This is a genomic window from Paenibacillus sp. FSL P2-0322, from assembly GCF_037975315.1.
In the GTDB taxonomy this organism is placed as follows: Bacteria; Bacillota; Bacilli; order Paenibacillales; family Paenibacillaceae; genus Paenibacillus; species Paenibacillus polymyxa_B.
On record NZ_CP150243.1, the window covers coordinates 1604644 to 1622113 of the forward strand.

General features: G+C 47.7%; 16 protein-coding genes and 1 riboswitch. Of the genes, 11 read left to right on the forward strand and 5 right to left on the reverse strand.

Annotated features, from left to right (window positions below; translation table 11 throughout):
- Positions 1-114 precede the first annotated feature (114 nt).
- Both tkt and MKY24_RS07030 read left to right on the forward strand, forming a co-directional pair.
- Complete coding sequence (gene tkt, locus MKY24_RS07025; protein ID WP_069080966.1) at positions 115-2160, forward strand: transketolase; 2046 nt, start codon at positions 115-117, stop codon at positions 2158-2160.
- A gap of 213 nt (positions 2161-2373) precedes the next feature.
- Positions 2374-2688, forward strand: a complete 315-nt coding sequence (locus MKY24_RS07030) for a pyrimidine/purine nucleoside phosphorylase (protein ID WP_023987633.1) — start codon at positions 2374-2376, stop codon at positions 2686-2688.
- A 108-nt stretch (positions 2689-2796) separates the two neighbouring features.
- Here MKY24_RS07030 and MKY24_RS07035 read toward each other — a convergent pair whose 3' ends face one another.
- Positions 2797-3696: an NAD(P)-dependent oxidoreductase gene (locus MKY24_RS07035; protein ID WP_028543020.1), complete on the reverse strand. Its 900-nt coding sequence runs from the start codon at positions 3694-3696 to the stop codon at positions 2797-2799.
- A 251-nt stretch (positions 3697-3947) separates the two neighbouring features.
- Between MKY24_RS07035 and MKY24_RS07040 the strand changes: the two genes are divergently transcribed.
- From MKY24_RS07040 to MKY24_RS07050, 3 genes are all read left to right on the forward strand, one after another.
- Positions 3948-5303: a glucose-6-phosphate isomerase gene (locus MKY24_RS07040; protein ID WP_013369975.1), complete on the forward strand. Its 1356-nt coding sequence runs from the start codon at positions 3948-3950 to the stop codon at positions 5301-5303.
- A gap of 148 nt (positions 5304-5451) precedes the next feature.
- Positions 5452-6084, forward strand: coding sequence for a YigZ family protein (locus tag MKY24_RS07045; RefSeq protein WP_023987635.1), 633 nt, complete (start codon positions 5452-5454; stop codon positions 6082-6084).
- A 5-nt stretch (positions 6085-6089) separates the two neighbouring features.
- Complete coding sequence (locus MKY24_RS07050) at positions 6090-6671, forward strand: TetR/AcrR family transcriptional regulator (protein WP_023987636.1); 582 nt, start codon at positions 6090-6092, stop codon at positions 6669-6671.
- 173 nt (positions 6672-6844) lie between these two features.
- On the opposite strand, the gene MKY24_RS07055 is transcribed toward MKY24_RS07050, so the two are convergent.
- On the reverse strand, positions 6845-7246 hold the full coding sequence (locus MKY24_RS07055; protein ID WP_023987637.1) for a secondary thiamine-phosphate synthase enzyme YjbQ: 402 nt from the start codon (positions 7244-7246) through the stop codon (positions 6845-6847).
- 220 nt (positions 7247-7466) lie between these two features.
- Here MKY24_RS07055 and cysA point away from each other — a divergent pair, with 220 nt between their 5' ends.
- Both cysA and MKY24_RS07065 read left to right on the forward strand, forming a co-directional pair.
- Positions 7467-8528, forward strand: a complete 1062-nt coding sequence (gene cysA / locus MKY24_RS07060) for a sulfate ABC transporter ATP-binding protein (protein ID WP_023987638.1) — start codon at positions 7467-7469, stop codon at positions 8526-8528.
- A gap of 165 nt (positions 8529-8693) precedes the next feature.
- Positions 8694-9464, forward strand: a complete 771-nt coding sequence (locus MKY24_RS07065) for an MBL fold metallo-hydrolase (RefSeq protein WP_339201653.1) — start codon at positions 8694-8696, stop codon at positions 9462-9464.
- Between the two features lie 3 nt (positions 9465-9467).
- Here MKY24_RS07065 and MKY24_RS07070 read toward each other — a convergent pair whose 3' ends face one another.
- On the reverse strand, positions 9468-10961 hold the full coding sequence (locus MKY24_RS07070; protein WP_339201654.1) for a PLP-dependent aminotransferase family protein: 1494 nt from the start codon (positions 10959-10961) through the stop codon (positions 9468-9470).
- A 132-nt stretch (positions 10962-11093) separates the two neighbouring features.
- Here MKY24_RS07070 and MKY24_RS07075 point away from each other — a divergent pair, with 132 nt between their 5' ends.
- Positions 11094-12005: an EamA family transporter gene (locus MKY24_RS07075; protein ID WP_013309297.1), complete on the forward strand. Its 912-nt coding sequence runs from the start codon at positions 11094-11096 to the stop codon at positions 12003-12005.
- A gap of 138 nt (positions 12006-12143) precedes the next feature.
- Here the strand turns inward: MKY24_RS07075 and MKY24_RS07080 are convergent, their stop codons facing one another.
- Both MKY24_RS07080 and MKY24_RS07085 read right to left on the reverse strand, forming a co-directional pair.
- Positions 12144-12944, reverse strand: coding sequence for a Cof-type HAD-IIB family hydrolase (locus tag MKY24_RS07080; RefSeq protein WP_023987642.1), 801 nt, complete (start codon positions 12942-12944; stop codon positions 12144-12146).
- Positions 12945-13106: 162 nt separating this feature from the next.
- Positions 13107-14108, reverse strand: coding sequence for a lipoate--protein ligase (locus MKY24_RS07085; protein ID WP_076158228.1), 1002 nt, complete (start codon positions 14106-14108; stop codon positions 13107-13109).
- A gap of 159 nt (positions 14109-14267) precedes the next feature.
- Here MKY24_RS07085 and cobD point away from each other — a divergent pair, with 159 nt between their 5' ends.
- From cobD to MKY24_RS07100, 3 genes are read left to right on the forward strand one after another with little or no spacing between them, the layout of a single operon-like run.
- Positions 14268-15371, forward strand: coding sequence for a threonine-phosphate decarboxylase CobD (cobD, locus tag MKY24_RS07090; RefSeq protein ID WP_076158160.1), 1104 nt, complete (start codon positions 14268-14270; stop codon positions 15369-15371).
- Positions 15361-16332, forward strand: coding sequence for an adenosylcobinamide-phosphate synthase CbiB (cbiB, locus tag MKY24_RS07095; protein ID WP_023987645.1), 972 nt, complete (start codon positions 15361-15363; stop codon positions 16330-16332). Before cobD ends, cbiB begins: the two co-directional genes overlap by 11 nt.
- 43 nt (positions 16333-16375) lie before the next feature.
- Positions 16376-17128, forward strand: a complete 753-nt coding sequence (locus MKY24_RS07100; protein WP_339201655.1) for a histidine phosphatase family protein — start codon at positions 16376-16378, stop codon at positions 17126-17128.
- Between the two features lie 121 nt (positions 17129-17249).
- A riboswitch (cobalamin riboswitch) is annotated at positions 17250-17444 on the forward strand.
- Positions 17445-17470: the final 26 nt, after the last annotated feature.

Genomic DNA, 17470 nt, shown 5'->3' on the forward strand with positions numbered 1-17470 from the left:
ACATTCAAGCAGATTCACTCACTTCAATAGACATCGTTTCTATATCGGACGGTGATGTTGGAGAGTATGACCGAATGCAATTGACATACTTTATACAATATGAGGAGGCAAACCATGACTGACCAGAACCAAGCGATTCAAAAGGATGAAAACTCCACGATCGACAATTTGTCCATCACAACTATTCGTACGTTGGCAATTGACGCCATCGAGAAAGCAAACTCGGGACATCCTGGGATGCCGATGGGCTCCGCGCCAATGGGATACCAACTTTTTGCTAAAACGATGAATCATAATCCCGATCAACCTACATGGGTTAACCGTGACCGTTTTGTATTGTCCGCAGGACACGGTTCCATGTTGCTATACAGCCTTCTGCACCTGAGCGGCTATGATCTTCCTATGGAAGAACTGAAACAATTCCGTCAATGGGGCAGCCTTACACCCGGACACCCTGAGTTTGGGCACACTGCTGGTGTAGATGCTACAACTGGACCTCTGGGACAAGGTCTCGCAATGTCCGTAGGTATGGCAATGGCTGAAGCTCAACTGGGTGCAACATATAATAAAGACGAATTTAAAGTTGTAGATCACTTCACGTATGCAATCTGCGGCGATGGCGATCTGATGGAAGGTATTTCCCACGAGGCTGCTTCGCTGGCTGGTCGCTTACAACTGGGCAAGCTGATTGTATTGTTTGATTCCAATGATATTACACTGGACGGCAAGCTTAATCTGTCCTCTTCCGAGAGTGTTGCCAAACGCTTTGAAGCTTACAACTGGCAAGTACTGCGCGTAGAAGATGGTAACGACCTTCCAGCCATCCAAAAAGCCATTGAAGAAGCGCAAGGCGACTCGACACGCCCTACGCTGATTGAAGTGAAAACAGTTATCGGCTACGGAAGCCCGAACAAACAAGGTAAAGGCGGACACGGTGGTACTCATGGTTCCCCGCTGGGATCAGAAGAAGCCAAGTTGACTAAAGATTTCTACAAATGGGTATACGAAGAGGACTTCCACGTACCACAAGAGGTTCGCGAGCATTTTGCTAAAGTAAAAGAGCGCGGTATCGCGGCGAACAAAGCATGGAATGAACAGTTCGCGAAATACAAAGCTGCTCACCCTGATTTGGCAGCGCAGTTCGAAACAGCTGTAAACGGCGATCTTCCAGAAGGCTGGGATCGTGATCTTCCGAAATACACGACTGGAGACAAAGCCGTTTCGACTCGTGTAGCTTCTGGTAATGCTCTAAACGGATTGGCTCCAAACGTACCTTTCCTGACAGGCGGATCTGCCGATCTGGAGAGCTCCACGATGACACATTTGAACAACCTGACGAACTTTACGCCAGAAGACTACGCCGGCCGTAACATCTATTTCGGTATCCGCGAATTTGGTATGGCTGCTGCGATGAACGGTATGGCGTTGCACCAAGGTGTAAAAGTATTCGGCGGTACATTCTTCGTATTTACAGACTATCTGCGCCCAGCCGTTCGTCTGGCAGCTCTGATGGGATTGCCTGTAACCTACGTTTTGACTCACGACAGTATTGCTGTGGGTGAAGATGGTCCGACTCATGAGCCGATCGAACAATTGGCTTCCCTGCGTATTATCCCGAACCTGACAGTAATTCGTCCGGCGGACGGTAATGAAACTTCTGCTGCTTGGGCTTATACACTGGAAAACAAGAAGAACCCGGTTGCTCTGGTATTGACTCGTCAAAACCTGCCAATCCTGGCTGCTAGTGCTGAGCATGCACGCGAAGGTATCAAACGCGGTGCTTATGTGGTTGCAGATGCAACAGACGGCAAACCGGTTGCTCAAATTCTGGCTACAGGCTCCGAAGTACAATTGGCTGTTAAAGCTCAGGAAGCACTGGCAGAACAAGGTATCCAAGTACGTGTTATCAGCTTCCCAAGCTGGGATCTGTTCGAAAAACAAGACAAAGCATACAAAGATTCCGTTCTGCTGCCAGAAGTGAAAGCTCGTTTGGCTGTAGAAATGGCGTATCCACTGGGCTGGGAAAAATATGTTGGCGACCAAGGCGACATTCTCGGTATCAGCACATTCGGCGCATCCGCACCTGGCGACCGCGTGATTAAGGAATACGGCTTTACGGTAGAGAATGTTGTTAGTCGTGTGAAAGCTTTGTTGAAATAAAACACCTAGCATCTAAAACAGACAGTCGTAACCTGAGAAAGGCTTACGGCTGTTTGTTTCATACAGTTGATGTTTTGTAAAAAAATCACTATTGAATTCCAGTGTATAGCATACGGTGATACAGTGTGTATTTTCATACTGAAGCTGGAATCAAATCTATGTTATGATGCACAATATTCATTCAACCATTGAGAGCAGATGAGGGGATAACGAATGACACAGTTCGATGGAGTAAGCGTAGTTAAAAAAGCAAATGTTTATTACGATGGTCAGGTTACAAGCCGTACAGTCATCCTGGGTGACGGCAGTAAGGTTACACTGGGTATTATGCTGCCAGGAACGTATGAGTTCGGCACGGATTCCCGTGAGATCATGGAGATTTTGGCAGGGGATTTGAGAGTGTTGCTTCCAGGTACTGAGGAATGGCTGGAAATACAAGGGGCGGCAACCTTTCACGTACCTGCAAAGTCATCATTTAAGCTGGAAGTACGAAGTGTAACTGATTATTGCTGTTCTTATCCCGAATAATAAGCCAAAACGGGTAAGCACACTCAGCTTTCAAGCCAAGTGTGCTTACCCTAAAGCTATGCCATATGTACACAAGCACAGCCGTATGGTTACAAAGAAAGGTACAGCTTATTCGAGAGGTTGACCACCAATGGTGCGGCCAATCCATGCTTCGTATGTCTTCACGACAGCGGATAGATCCTCGTCGCCGTAGCCTTGCGTTTGCCCGGCTTGAAACAGGCTTTTGGCAATGGATAACATAGGTGCAGGGATGGACAGGCTGTCTGTTAGTGAGGAAGCAAGCTTCAAGTCCTTAAGCATCAAGGCAAGTGAGAACTGGTTGCTAAAATCATGTTCAATGATTTTGCGCCCTTTCAGGTCAGCGGCCTTGCTGCCTGCCGATCCGAGTTGTACCAATTCAAGGAAGCTGTCTGCCGGGATACCGGATTTAGCCGCGATAGCAAAGCCTTCAGCCAGAGCGAGGTTATGAATACCAACCATCGTATTATGAGCGAGCTTGGCTACGGCTCCGCTGCCATTAGGTCCCATATGAAGTACCTTTTTGCCCAACGTATCAAAAACATCTGATTGTGCCGCAATGGCTTCTGCATCACCGCCAACCATGAACACGAGTGTGCCGTCTACAGCGGCGGGCTTACTGCCTGTTACGGGTGCATCAATGAAGGAACAGCCCAGCTTGTCCGCTTCGGCGGCCAGTTGTTTAACCAGCTCAGGTGAAATCGTGCTGTTGTCCATCACAGTCATGCCAGCCGTAAGACCGGCAAACACGCCGTCTTCGCCGTAATAGATGTCACGAATGGAGTGATCATCGCTGACCATGGTAATGACCAAGTGCTGACCTTCAGCTGCTTCACGAGGAGTTGAAGCTGTACGTGCGCCTTGCTCTGCCAGTGGTTCGCAGCGCGAAGCGGTACGATTATAAACTGTGACTCCGAATCCCTGCTTTAGCAGATTGGATGCCATCGGGGCGCCCATGGTGCCCAGTCCGATAAATCCGATGTTTTTCATTGCTAATCACCTTTCTTGTTGGAAGTTGCCGTCCGATGCAGATTGCGAGTTCGGCTTGAATTGAATATTGAAACAGGTTGATCTCAGTTAATTGTAGCATGGGCATGCTACCCTATCTACAAGAAGGGCTGTCAAGCACAGGATACACAGGTAACGCAAGCTTGTCAGGCCCAGCAAATTAAAGTATCCTATTCCTAAGTCCTTATGTTCGTATTCATGGTCTTAGTAATACCAAACAGGAGGTTCCAAACATGTCTAAAAAAGTTATTTTTGATTACACTAAAGCACTCTCCTTTGTAGGTCAGCACGAAATTGATTATTTTGCAGAGCCTATCAAGTTGGCTCATGAGCAACTGCACAACCAAACCGGTGTAGGTTCCGATTTCTTGGGTTGGATTGACCTGCCTACTAATTATGATAAAGAAGAGTTTGCGCGCATCCAAAAGGCTGCTGCTAAAATTCAAAGCGATTCCGAAGTACTGATCGTAATCGGTATCGGCGGTTCTTACCTTGGAGCACGTGCTGCGATCGAAATGCTGTCGCATTCTTTCTACAATGCGCTGCCTAAAGATCAACGCAAGGGTCCAGCTATCTATTTTGCAGGCAACAACATCAGCTCTACATATGTAAATCATCTGTTGGAACTGATTGAAGGAAAAGACTTCTCAGTGAACGTCATTTCTAAATCAGGTACGACAACAGAGCCAGCTATCGCATTCCGCGTATTCCGTGCAGCTCTGGAGAAAAAATACGGTAAAGAAGAAGCACGCAAGCGTATTTATGCAACGACGGATAAAGAACGTGGCGCTTTGAAAAAACTGGCTAACGAGGAAGGATACGAATCCTTCATTATTCCTGATGATGTGGGTGGTCGTTACTCCGTGCTGACAGCAGTAGGCTTGTTGCCGATTGCTACTGCAGGCATTAACATCGAGGAAATGATGCAGGGGGCGGCAGACGCTTCCAAAGAGTACAGCAACCCGAATGTAGCTGAGAACGAGGCTTATCAATATGCAGCTGTTCGTAACGCTTTGTACCGCAAAGGTAAAGCAATTGAAATTCTCGTAAACTATGAGCCGTCTCTTCATTTTGTATCCGAGTGGTGGAAACAGTTGTACGGAGAAAGCGAAGGCAAGGATTACAAAGGCATTTATCCTGCTTCTGTTGATTTCTCGACAGACCTGCACTCCATGGGACAATTCATTCAGGAAGGCAGCCGCAACATTTTCGAAACGGTAATCCAAGTTGAAAATGTACCTAGTCACATCACCATCGAAGCAGATGAGGATGATCTGGACGGACTGAATTTCCTGGCAGGCAAAACTGTGGATTTTGTAAACAAAAAAGCATTCCAAGGTACATTGCTGGCTCACACAGACGGACAAGTACCGAACCTGATTGTAAATATTCCTGACTTGAGCCCTTACTCTTTCGGCTATCTTGCTTATTTCTTCGAAAAAGCTTGCGGCATTAGCGGCTACCTGTTGGGCGTAAATCCGTTCGATCAACCGGGCGTAGAAGCTTACAAGAAGAACATGTTTGCGCTGCTTGGCAAACCAGGCTTCGAAAAAGAAAAAGCTGAGCTTGAAGCGAGATTGTCTGAATAAGAGTGCTGTAATCTCTGATGCGAAACAGGATTTCGGTCAGAAGTGTTATAGTGTATAGCATCAATTAAAGTACAGGAAAGCAGTTCACCAGCTGCCAGAAGCGGGGGACTGCTTTCTTGTAAAATGAAGTAAGGAAGGTTATACGTGTATGTTGGAACAATACCGAACCGTACGCGGTGCCGGCAACAAGGAAATTGTGATCCGAAAATCCCGTTTTATCGGTCATATTCAGCCTGTTCAAACTGAGGAAGAAGCAACTGCTTTCATAGAACGTATCAAAAAAGAGCATTGGAACGCTACCCATAATTGTTCTGCTTACATGATTGGGGAAAGAGACGAAATCCAAAAGCAATCGGATGACGGAGAACCGAGTGGTACGGCTGGAAAGCCTATTTTGGAGGTGATCCGCAACCAGAAGCTGAAAAATGTCGCTATTGTTGTTACCCGTTACTTTGGTGGGATTTTGCTGGGAGCAGGCGGTCTGATTCGCGCATATTCAGATGGTGCTGTTGCAGCAATCGAGGCAGGGGATGCAATTACGCGTGTGCTGCATCGCGAAGTTTTTGTAGAATTGGATTATACCTGGTTGGGCAAAGTGGAAAATGAATTACGCAATCGCAGCATCCGCACTGGAGAAACAATGTTTACGGATAAAGTTACCTTAACCTGTCTGCCGCTGGCTGGTGATGCGGAATCCTTCAGCAACTGGATAACAGACTTGACGCAGGGGCAATCGCTTGTGTCGGAGGGAGAGCAGCTTTACTTTATTGAAGGGGAATAAATAATATGGCTAGAAGAGCAGTAGAACAGGAGTTGTCAAGAGGGCGGATTCTGGAAGCGGCCAGGCACTTGTTTATTACCAAGGGCTACCGTGCGATTTCAATGCGCAGCATTGGCCAGCATCTGGGTTACAGTCATGGTTCGTTATATTATCATTTTAAAGAGAAGGCTGAACTGTTCTATGCCATTGTGATTGAAGATTTTAATACATTGCGTGGGATTCTACTGCAAGCAGCAACAGGTACGTCTGATGATGGCTTGAGCAGACTGGAGTACTTGATGCTGGAATTTATCCGTTTTGGTTTGGAAAATCCATATCAGTACGAAATTATGTTTATGATGCACGATGAAGAACTATTTGCATACTGTCGCACAGAGCAAAATCGTTGTGTGGAACTATTTGCGTCTATGATCCGTCAAGAATTGAGTGGTCAGGGGCACTCGGAGGAAGATTGCTCAAGGGTACCGAAAAGCCTGTTTTTATCCATGCATGGCTTTGTATCCTTTTATATTCAGGACGGTTTAACATTTGAAGAAATTAGGCCCGCTGCTTTAGCACATGTAAAGCTGCTGTGCAGACACCTATGAGCGTACCTGCATTCACACGCTTCAGCCATGAACATGTAGGGCGCTTTTCTGGGTGTATGCACTTCATGACGGTAACTTATCATTACGGTACTTTGCGAAAGCGACTAAGGATTTAACAGACGATGATGCATCCAGTAGGAAAACATCATGGTCTGTTTTTTTTACCCGGTCCTTTAGCCCTCCATGATCTTTACATGGTATTGGCGTCTGCGTGGTCCGTCGAATTCACAAAAATAAAGTCCCTGCCATCGTCCGAGCAACAGCTTTCCATCATGGATGATGATTGTTTGTGAGGGGCCTGTCGTAATGGATTTTAAGTGGGACGCTGTATTTCCCTCCATATGGCGATATTGGGGATGCTCCCACGGATAAACTTCATCTAGTCTTAACATCACATCATGTTTGACATCTGGGTCTGCATTTTCATTAATGGCGATGCCGGCTGTCGTGTGTGGACAATAAACAAGTGCGGTTCCTTGTTGTACCCCGCTTTTTTCGATCAATGAAGCAACCTCTCGTGTAATATCGCGCATTTCATCTCGCCGTGTAGTGGATAATTCTAAAGTATGCAGCAATGACTCCATCTCCTTTCTTCTTAATACTTTACCCTTTTAATTCCTAAGATAATATATAGAGTTGACGAAAATTACTTTCCTTTGATAAAGTATCACATAAGAAAAAACAAAGTATATGCATTGGAATAATTAAATGTTTCAAATGAGGTACGTGCTTTGCGGTAAGCAAGGCTGCTGCTGTGCCTGAACAGGTCCAGAAGCGGAAAGGAAGTGTACGAATATGCATGTGGAAGTAAGAGGATTAAACAAGCATTTCGGTAATTTTCATGCAGTAAAGGACGTATCTTTTGATATTCAGGCGGGCCATCTTATTGGCTTACTCGGTCCAAGTGGTGGGGGGAAAACTTCCATTCTTCGCATTTTGGCGGGTCTGGAGCAACCGGATGCGGGAGAAATTCATTTTCATGGAAAAAGGGTAAACGAGCTGTCCCCGCAGGAACGTGGAATCGGATTTGTATTTCAAAACTATGCTTTGTTCAAGCACATGAGCGTCTACGACAATATTGCCTTTGGCCTGAAAGTGAAAAAAAGCTCCAAAACCCGCATCAAGGAACGGGTCACAGAGTTGGTCGAACTAACGGGGCTCAAAGGTTTTGAGCATCGTTATCCGCATCAGTTGTCAGGTGGACAACGACAGCGGGTTGCTTTTGCGCGTGCTTTGGCACCAGAGCCTCAACTGTTGCTGCTGGATGAGCCTTTTGCGGCTATTGATGCCAAGATTCGTCAGGAGCTGCGCACCTGGCTGCGAGAGTTGATTGAGCGGGTGGGCATTACTTCAATTTTTGTCACCCATGATCAGGATGAGGCGATTGAAGTAGCGGATGAAATTATGGTGATTAATCAGGGACGACTGGAGCAGAAAGGAACGCCTTGGGATATTTATAAAAAACCGGGTACCCCGTTCGTGGCTTCCTTTATTGGGGAATCTACAGTGATTGAACAGGCAGGCAGTCTTAGAGGCTTCGAAGAAGCTGCTGGAGTGGGAACACGTGCCTTGATCCGTCCGGAGTATATTGATGTCGGGCCAAGCGAGGAATTTACGCTTCTGTCGGCGACCGAGGAAGGCATAGTGAAGCATTTGCATTTTCGTGGAAGTGAGTGGATGGTTGAAGTACAGGTCGGGGATCATCGTCTCATGACATACCGCTCACTGGAGAAGTCTACGCTGGAACCTGGTCAGCAGGTGCGAGTGTTGGTGCATCGAGCCTATCTCTATAATGACCAGTCCAGCTGGATGGTGGAAAACCGCCTGAAGGAAGATCCAATGCCTATCATCATCTAAAAATAAATACGATCACGCATGAGGGGATGTCTAGCCTGATTTCACGGCTTTGGGCATGCTCCTTTTGGCGTTGGACGCTGGAAGGATTTACGCAGATGATTTACGTAGAATCGGTCTGTTCGTTATAATAGTAGTAAAAAGACCCATATAGATAGGAGTTAAACCATGAATCGGCTTATTTTTCTTGGCACGGGGGATGCAATGGGGGTTCCGCGTGTATATTGTGATTGTCTCGTATGCACAGAAGCTCGCACGACAGGGGCGAATGTAAGATTGAGATCGTCTGTGCTGATCGAAAGCGCGACGGAGGACTTTATGATTGATTGTGGCCCGGACTGGCGCAGACAGCTAGAATTGCGCGGTCTGCGTTATATCCCTACGATCCTTGTGACACATGCACATTTTGACCATATTGGAGGATTACCAGAATGGGCAGATGCCTGTCGCTGGACTGGGAACAGAGGTCGCTTGTACGCGCCACAGGAAGTGATTGACACGATCTTGTGTCAATTTTCCTGGCTCTCTGGAAACTTGGATCTTATTCCAGTAGACCAGGGAGCCCAACTTGGCGGATGGAATATCCGGGGATGGCGTGTGAATCACGGGAAGAACGGATATGCCTACGCTTATCGTCTGGAAAAGGACGGCTTCTCGTGGGCTTACTGTTCGGATTCGATTGGATTGAATGAGGCGGAAATTCTGCCCTTGCACAATCTGAATTTGCTCGTCCTGGGAACGAGTTTTTATCATGAGGAGGCCGAGTATGCCACCCGTTCCGTATATGACATGCTGGAGGCTCAGGAGCTTATAGGAAGGCTTAAACCCGAAAGCACAGTGTTTACACATATGTCCCATGATGTGGATGTCACACGCAACTATGGGCTTCTGGAAGGGATTAGCTTGGCACACACCGGCATGAGTTTGCCGTTAGAATAGCCTTTACATCGTTTGACTGATACGTAGAAGTGTGGAGATTCCTTCTTTGATTTGTAGCTCGTTGGCGTATGAATAAGACAGCCGTATATGCGTTTTACCCTCTGCGCCGATGGGATCAAACACATTGCCGGTGACAAAGGATACGGACTCTTGTATACCTTTGGCAAGTAATTCATTAGGTTTCAACGTAGAAGGCAGCTGGAGCCACAGGTTGAGTCCCCCTGCCGGGCTGGTCCACGTCCAACCGGAATCGCGGAGACTGTCTTCCATCGTTTCCTTACGAATCTGGAGCGCGATACATAGCTTTTTAATATGCTGCTGCATACGTGGAGATTGAAAGTATTCTAAAAACAGCTTTTGATTCAGCAGTGGCGATCCATTGTCCACTAACGCTTTGACGTTCAGCAGGCTGTTCATGAGCTGTGGTCGGCAGGTCACGGCTGCGATTCGTAGACCGGGTGCGACATATTTACTGTAACTTCGAATGTAGACGACGCTTCCCGAAACATCATAGGCGAAAATCGGAGAAGGGGGCTTTTGCCCAAAGCTAATGTCATAGGTGCTGTCATCCTCAACAATAAGGCAGCCATAGCGCTCGGCTAGTTCAGGCAGTCGTTTGCGCTGCTCATCGGGGACCGTAAAGCCCGTCGGGTTGTGGAATGTTGGATTCATATAAAAGAGGCGTGGTTTTTCCGTTTTCATGCACCACTCAATCTGGTCCATATCATAACCTTCTGGTCGAATATCAGTCATAGTCAGACGTGCGCCTAGTCTACGGAATATTTCCATAGCGGGGCCATAGGCAGGGCGTTCGATTAATACACGGTCTCCTGTACGGAGCAGAGATCGGGCAATTAAATCAATGGCTTGCTGTGCTCCGGAGGTAATCAGCACTTCATCCGGTGATAAAGCAAAATGCTTATCCACGCTAAAATGCTGCGCCATGGCCTCCCGAAGCTCGGCATCACCTTGCACAGCGGAATAGGTGGCCGCTACTTTCGGATGCTTTTCAAATACCTGTATCATCAGCTCTCCCCAAAATCGATTGGGCAGGAGAGAGGGGTCAATCAGCGCTTTGGAAAACTGGAAATTCGCATTTACCGATTGAACGCGGCTAAGTCCATCCATTCCTCTCCAGGCTGAAACTGACGGATCATCTGCCGCATGGGCAGATTCGGAGTGAATCGTGAGGTCAATGGACGAATGTCCCGAGTAGCCAGCATATTTTGCATGCCCAGTCGCTTGGGAAGCATGAACGTAATATCCTGATTTGTCCTTTACATAGACCAGTCCCCGTTGCTTCAACTCCTGATATGCCCGGAAAACAGTTAGCCGATGTACACCCAGCTCCTGAGCCAAGCTTCGTACGGACGGCAGCTTCATGTCTGTTTGCCAATCCCCGCGATCAATCCGCACAGTTACATAATGGATAACCTGCTCATACAGCTTTAAGGCATGATCGGCTGGAAAGAGTAGTTCGCTGTTGTTCTTCCCCATGCTATCCACGCTCCTTTCTGTGTATTGTACTATATAGCACTTCAAAAACATATACAACTGTTCTGTAGTTATACATCTGTTCTGTTCGTCCCCCTGTATGCTTAAAAGCAACTGAAGGGAGAGGGACGTATCATGATAGGTATCGCGTTTACAGTAATGTGTCTTATTTTTGGCACAACGTTTTTGGCCATAAAAGTGGGAGTGGAAGCCGGACTTCCACCATTCCTATCGGCAGGTGTACGTTTTTTCGCGGCAGGGGCGATATTGTTCATTGCTATGAAGCTGACCGGAAAAGTACGATGGTCGTTATTATGGCGTAAGGAAATGTTGCTGATTGGAGCAGGAACGACCTTCGGTACATTTTCGGCCTTGTATTGGGCAGAGCAATATGTCAGCTCGGGGATCGGAGCTATTTTGTCAGCTACCGGGCCGATGATGATCGTCATTTTGCAATCTGTACTGCTACGGCAAAAAACGTCACGGATTACGGTCGTTGGCTGCATGATCAGCTTTCTTGGTGTGGTGCTGGTTGTGCTGCCCGGATTGGCGGTTCAGATCAGTGGTCTGTGGCTGGCGGGATGCCTTGTCATTTTGCTGGGGGAGCTGTGTTATTCCGGGGGAGCTCTTTATTCCAAGCGAGTGATGGATGTATTTCGTGAAACGAACCCAATTGCCCTGAATGCGGCGCAAATGATCCATGGGGGATGGATGCTGCTGTTACTGTCTGCGATCACGGAACCGTGGAGTTCTGAGGGGTGGCAGTACCTTCCTGCCATGGGGTCTTTACTTTATCTGATCCTGTTTGGTTCAATGATTGCACATACACTGTTCTACTGGCTCATGGAGCGTACAAATCCCCTGTTTCCGACGACGTGGCTGTATATATCACCGCCGATTGCGGTGGGCTTGGGAGCGTTGTTGTATGGAGAGCATGTAAGCTGGTGGATGCTGGCTGGGGTGCTGCTCATTGTGACCGGACTAATCCTTATGAACAATGGAATTATCCGTCTGGTGAACAGGCGCAAGGTACGTTCTGCTGCCTGATATTTTATAGCGGTCAGGTTATTATATGATCTGACAGAAAAGGCCTCCAAACTGTCGTATGTTACTGATCATGCGACGTTTGGAGGCTTTGTTGTTGTATTACTTTATTCAAGTATTATGGGAGCAGGCACTTTTTGCTTATTCAACATTGAGTACGAATTTGTCGATGGCGTGCTTAACACCGTCTTCGTTATTGCTACGAGTGATGTAATCAGCCAGCTTTTTCAAATCAGGAATGGCATTCTCCATCGCTATGCCGAGACCAGCACATTCAAGCATTTCATGGTCGTTCCAAGAGTCGCCGATAGCAATCGTTTCCGACAGTTCACAGCCAAAATGGTTTGCAAGGAAGGTAAGCGCATGGCCCTTGGTGCCTTCATGATGCATAATTTCCAGAAAATGAGGCTTGGATTTTGTAATGTGAACTTCATTGCCAAGCAGTTCGCGAAGTTCAGGAATTAATTCATCCAACACTTCCGGCTCGTCGATGATCAGCAGTTTAGGAGCCGGCTGCTCTATAACTTTACTGAATACAGGCTCTACAAAATATTCCGTGTTGTTCAGTTCCGTGTAATCTTTGATTTTCTGATTATCTTCACGTGTGTACAATTTGTCATCTATATACGTTTGCAGATGCAGATTGCGTTCTACGCAGAATTCATACAGGCGACGTGCAGCCACGAGTGGAACATAACGCTCATACAGCACGTTTTCGTCCAGCAGGTTTTTAACCAAAGCTCCTTGGTACGTAATGATTGGCACGTTCAAACCAGTCTGACGAGCAATTTTATGTGCAGAGGCATAAGCTCGTCCAGTAGCGAGGGTAACCACCACACCTTTCGCTACAGCAGCTTCTAATGCCTGTTGTGTCGCCGGTGTAACTTCTTTCTGGTCGTTAATGAGTGTATCATCAATATCAATGGCAATTAATTTATACATATCGGTATTCTCTCCTTTATCTCTATCATGGGGCAATGTTAAAATTGTATCTTATAATATTCAAAATGACAATATCGCAATGAAAAGGGGACGGCCCCTATAAGAGCCTGTCCCCTTATAACCACTGAAGTATTGGCTTGAAACGATGGGAAAAAGTAACGGTTAGTCTTCCAAAAATACAAGTCCAACAAAATCGTCCAGCTCAATATTACCAAAATAGTGCTTCAAATCGAGAGAGGATAAGGCTTGACGTACCTCACCTTCATCATAGCGCTTGCCACGCAGGATATTTTCAATATCAGCAACGTCACCCACGCCGAAGAAATCCCCATAGATTTTAATATCACGGATATAGCCTTCCTTAAGATCCATGCGGATATCAATAATGCCGACCGGAAATTTACGTGTGTGCTTGATATTGCTCTCGGGGGATAGACCGTAGTTCCAATCCCACGATTGGTAGCGTTCTTTGGATATTTCATGGATTTTGGCCCAATCGGTATCGGTGAGCTTATATTGAGGTACCTGATCCAATTCTGCACCGAATATGAAACGCAGCAGTTCCTCGCGAAATTGCTCTATGGTCATCTCACGGTCCATCAGTTCGCTGATGTTAGCCACGCGACTGCGGACGGATTTAGTGCTTTTGGATTTGAATTTTTCGGGATTGGCATGCAACGATGCAGCCACATTGTCCAGATTCAGGTTAAACATCAATGTACCGTGGCTGAACATCCGTCCGCGTGTGGCAAATTGGGCGTTTCCTGAAATTTTACGTTCTCCGACCTGTAGATCGTTGCGGCCTGTCATTTCAGCTTCTACTCCCATTTGGCGCAGAGCATCAATCACGGGTTGCGTAAATTTGAGGAAATTATGAAAGGATTCCCCGTTATCCCTAGTAATGAAGCTGAAATTTAAATTACCGAGATCATGATATACAGCCCCACCGCCGGACAGGCGACGAACGACTTGAATATTGTTATCTCTGACAAACTCGGCGTTGATTTCTTCAATAGTGTTTTGATGCTTGCCTATAATAATAGAAGGCTGATTAATGTAAAACAGCAAATAGCTGTCGTCCAGCGGTAGATGCTTGAGCGCGTATTCCTCAATGGCAAGATTAATGGCTGGATCGTGTATCCCCTGGTTGTCGATGAACAGCATGTCCATTCCTCCGTATATAAACTGTGTAATTTATGTGTGCCTCCTTCTATTGTAACCCAAGTGAGCCATGTACAAAAGCTCATTTGCATTGACGGGACGCAAAAAGCAGCCTCATAATGGAGCTAAATGATTGGAAACGGCCGGAAAGGATGAGAGGTAATGATAGAGGTTTACGGTCATGGCGGGGACAGGGAAACAGCTGCGGCGACATTCGGCGGAGCTGCTGCGGATTTTGTAGATTTTAGTGCAAATATTAATCCGCTTGGTCCACCACCGGAGGTGCTTGAGGCGCTGCAACACTCATTTGACACTGTGATTCGCTATCCAGATCCTGGGCATCGGAATTTTAAAAATATGCTCGCACGGCGACTGCATGTTCCACCGGAGTCGTTAAGTATCGGAAACGGAGCGGCTGAAAGTATGGCGCTCCTGCTATTGGGACTGGCTCCTAAGCGTGTGGGTACAGTGGAGCCGTGTTTTTCAGAATATGCGGAGCTGGCTGGCAAATTCGGAGCTGAGATCAACCGGGTGTACGGGAAGGCCTCGCTTCAATGGAAGGCGGACGTGGAGGACATCCTTCAGCTCATGGAGCAGGTAGATGTTTTGTTTCTTGGGCAGCCGAATAATCCAAACGGTGTGCAATATGGTAAGCAGGAGCTGTGCGAACTGGCAGAAGCGGCTGGCAAAACGGGTACCGTGCTGGTGGTGGATGAAGCATTCATTGATTTTATCCCGCTGGAACGGCGAATCTCACTACTGCCTGTGCTGGATCGTTATCCTCATGTGATTTTGATCCGGTCAATGACCAAATTTTATGCCATTCCTGGCTTGCGATTGGGCTATGCGATTGCTCATCCAGATTATATCCGGCGAATGACGGCCAAACAGGTGACCTGGAGTGTGAATGGATTGGCGTTGCTGGCTGGGGAGGCATGTTTGAGAAGTGGGCAAGCATATGAGCACCAAACACAGGAGCTGATTGCTACGGAGCGCAACCGCCTGTTGACCGCCTTGGCGGAATGGGGCTGCGGTGTCGTTCCCGGCGAAGCCAATTACGTGCTGGCAAGGGCGCCGGGTACGTGGAGCGCATCGGCGATTCAGCAGGCGCTTGGACAACGCGGAATTCTTATACGTAGCTGTGCTATGTATCCGGGACTGACGACGAGCCATTTTCGAATTGCGGTCAAGGATGCAGAAGCCAACGACAGGCTGCTGTCTGTATTGGGTGAAGTGCTGGAGGAGGAGCAGCGGCGTGACAGTTAGCTTGATTATCCTGGCAGCCTATCTTTTGGACAGGCTGATCGGTGACCCGAGGTGGTTGCCGCATCCAGTCATCGGTATGGGACATGCCATTTCAGCATTGGAAAAAGTGATTCGCCGCCAGGCCCGAAGTGACCGGGGGTTGAAACGTGCGGGTATACTGCTTCCACTCATTGTGGCGGGAGGCTCCTTTACGCTCGCCTGGGCGCTATTGCACTTGCTTGCCTGGATCCATCCGTGGTTGTCTGTCGGCGTAGAAATGGTGCTGATTGCGACCACGATTGCTTCCAAAGGACTAAAGGACGCAGGAATGGCAGTATACCGAGCGTTGCAGGCGGATGACCTGGCTGCGGCACGGCGGGAGCTGGGCATGATAGTTGGGCGGGATACGCAACAGCTTGATGAGCCTGAGATTGTACGCGGTACGGTTGAAACGGTCGCTGAAAATATCGTGGACGCGATTATTTCCCCGCTTTTTTATGCCCTGATCGGGGGAGCACCCTTGGCGCTGGCTTATCGTGCTGTGAATACGCTCGATTCCATGGTTGGCTATAAAAATGAAAAGTATCTGCATTTAGGCTGGGCTTCAGCACGTCTGGATGATGTCGCTAACTACATTCCGGCACGCCTGACAGCGGCAATGCTTGTGGTAGCGGCGTGGATGTACAAGCGAGATGCTGCAAGAAGCTGGCGCACAGTCAAGCGAGACGCTCGTCTGCACCCAAGCCCGAACAGTGGCTTCCCGGAATCGGCTGTTGCTGGTGCACTGGGGATTCGTCTTGGAGGCTATAATGTGTATCATGGCGTGCGCTCCTTTCGTGCATACATGGGCGATTGGATACGACCGCTAGAGTCGAAAGATATACGGCATACGATCCAGCTGATGTTCGCCGTGTCCAGTATGTTTGTAGGATTGTGTTTGTTAGGAGCCGCAGGTTGTTTTGCCTTGGGATGGGTGCGGTGAGGAGTGACACACTGAATAATGATCGAGCAGGAAGTGACATTTCTTGAAACAAGATATAGCAGCAAAAAGGAGAGTAGAATACGCACAAAGTCCGAACTCACAGGAGGATAAGGTGCCGTATGATGCTAAAGAAGATCTGCATTGGGACATGGAACTCGTGTTAGTTCGTCACGGCACAACCTTATGGAACAAGGAACGTCGATATCTGGGACACTCCGACTTAGGTTTGCTACCGGGAGCAGAGCAGGAATTAAAGCCTTTGCAAGAAAAATTGCAAGGGCAGTCCTTTGCTCGAATCTATTGCAGCGATTTAATGCGATGTCGCCAGACCTTGCAGATCATTGTGCCAGAATCAGAATTGACGTCTGGAGATTCCCTATCTACTATGTCTCCTATGATGGAACCACGTCTGCGAGAGCTTCATTTTGGCGAGTGGGATGGAAAAACGTATGACATGCTCAAGGATGTGTCTTTGTATCGCGCTTGGATTGATGAGCCACAACGGATAACCCCTCCTGGAGGAGAGTCTTGGACAGATTTTGTGAATCGTCTACGGAAATTTCTTGACTCTCTGTATGAATGGCGTGTTGCTATGGAAGTTCAACCCATGGGTTTGACTGCTGCGCCGCTCTCTGTTTTGGTCGTTACGCATGGTGGCGTAATTCGTCAGTTGGCTTGCATGCTGATACCGGGTCATGATTTTTGGAGTCTGAATCCGAGGCCGGGAGAAGCATTTAGGATTCAATTGAGGCTGGCAGGACGGCACAATTACATAGCAGAAATGCTTCCTCATTAGGTTAGACACCTGCGGATAAAGAGGCTGTTTGGGTTGTAAGCCGCCTCTTTTTAACCTATAATCATCAAGTAAAAGAACGGCTTGACTACCACTTATCAAATATCCAGCAGACGAGGTCGGCGCAGCGTGATGAAACTATGGTTTCCCTTGCCTGCGCTGTTAAAAGGGAAGTCGGTGTGAGTCCGGCGCGGTCCCGCCACTGTAAATGGAAACATGCCCGTTAGTCCTGCTTTATGTGCTACTAAGCATATGAAAGAATTTCAGGACATGCATTTTACCATAAGTCAGGATACCTGCCCGTCCGCCTGTCACCATAGTCCTTCGAGGAAAGGATGACGTGTT

What these genes read in the sequence shown, in the direction of transcription:
- cobD (WP_076158160.1), top strand. Translation starts at nt 14,268, where the DNA reads ATGATAGAGGTTTACGGTCATGGCGGGGACAGGGAAACAGCTGCGGCG.
- MKY24_RS07075 (WP_013309297.1), top strand. Translation starts at nt 11,094, where the DNA reads ATGATAGGTATCGCGTTTACAGTAATGTGTCTTATTTTTGGCACAACG.
- MKY24_RS07070 (WP_339201654.1), bottom strand. Translation starts at nt 10,961, where the DNA reads ATGGGGAAGAACAACAGCGAACTACTCTTTCCAGCCGATCATGCCTTA.
- MKY24_RS07040 (WP_013369975.1), top strand. Translation starts at nt 3,948, where the DNA reads ATGTCTAAAAAAGTTATTTTTGATTACACTAAAGCACTCTCCTTTGTA.
- MKY24_RS07045 (WP_023987635.1), top strand. Translation starts at nt 5,452, where the DNA reads ATGTTGGAACAATACCGAACCGTACGCGGTGCCGGCAACAAGGAAATT.
- MKY24_RS07085 (WP_076158228.1), bottom strand. Translation starts at nt 14,108, where the DNA reads ATGCTGTTCATCGACAACCAGGGGATACACGATCCAGCCATTAATCTT.
- MKY24_RS07035 (WP_028543020.1), bottom strand. Translation starts at nt 3,696, where the DNA reads ATGAAAAACATCGGATTTATCGGACTGGGCACCATGGGCGCCCCGATG.
- cysA (WP_023987638.1), top strand. Translation starts at nt 7,467, where the DNA reads ATGCATGTGGAAGTAAGAGGATTAAACAAGCATTTCGGTAATTTTCAT.
- tkt (WP_069080966.1), top strand. Translation starts at nt 115, where the DNA reads ATGACTGACCAGAACCAAGCGATTCAAAAGGATGAAAACTCCACGATC.
- MKY24_RS07065 (WP_339201653.1), top strand. Translation starts at nt 8,694, where the DNA reads ATGAATCGGCTTATTTTTCTTGGCACGGGGGATGCAATGGGGGTTCCG.
- MKY24_RS07080 (WP_023987642.1), bottom strand. Translation starts at nt 12,944, where the DNA reads ATGTATAAATTAATTGCCATTGATATTGATGATACACTCATTAACGAC.
- MKY24_RS07050 (WP_023987636.1), top strand. Translation starts at nt 6,090, where the DNA reads ATGGCTAGAAGAGCAGTAGAACAGGAGTTGTCAAGAGGGCGGATTCTG.
- MKY24_RS07030 (WP_023987633.1), top strand. Translation starts at nt 2,374, where the DNA reads ATGACACAGTTCGATGGAGTAAGCGTAGTTAAAAAAGCAAATGTTTAT.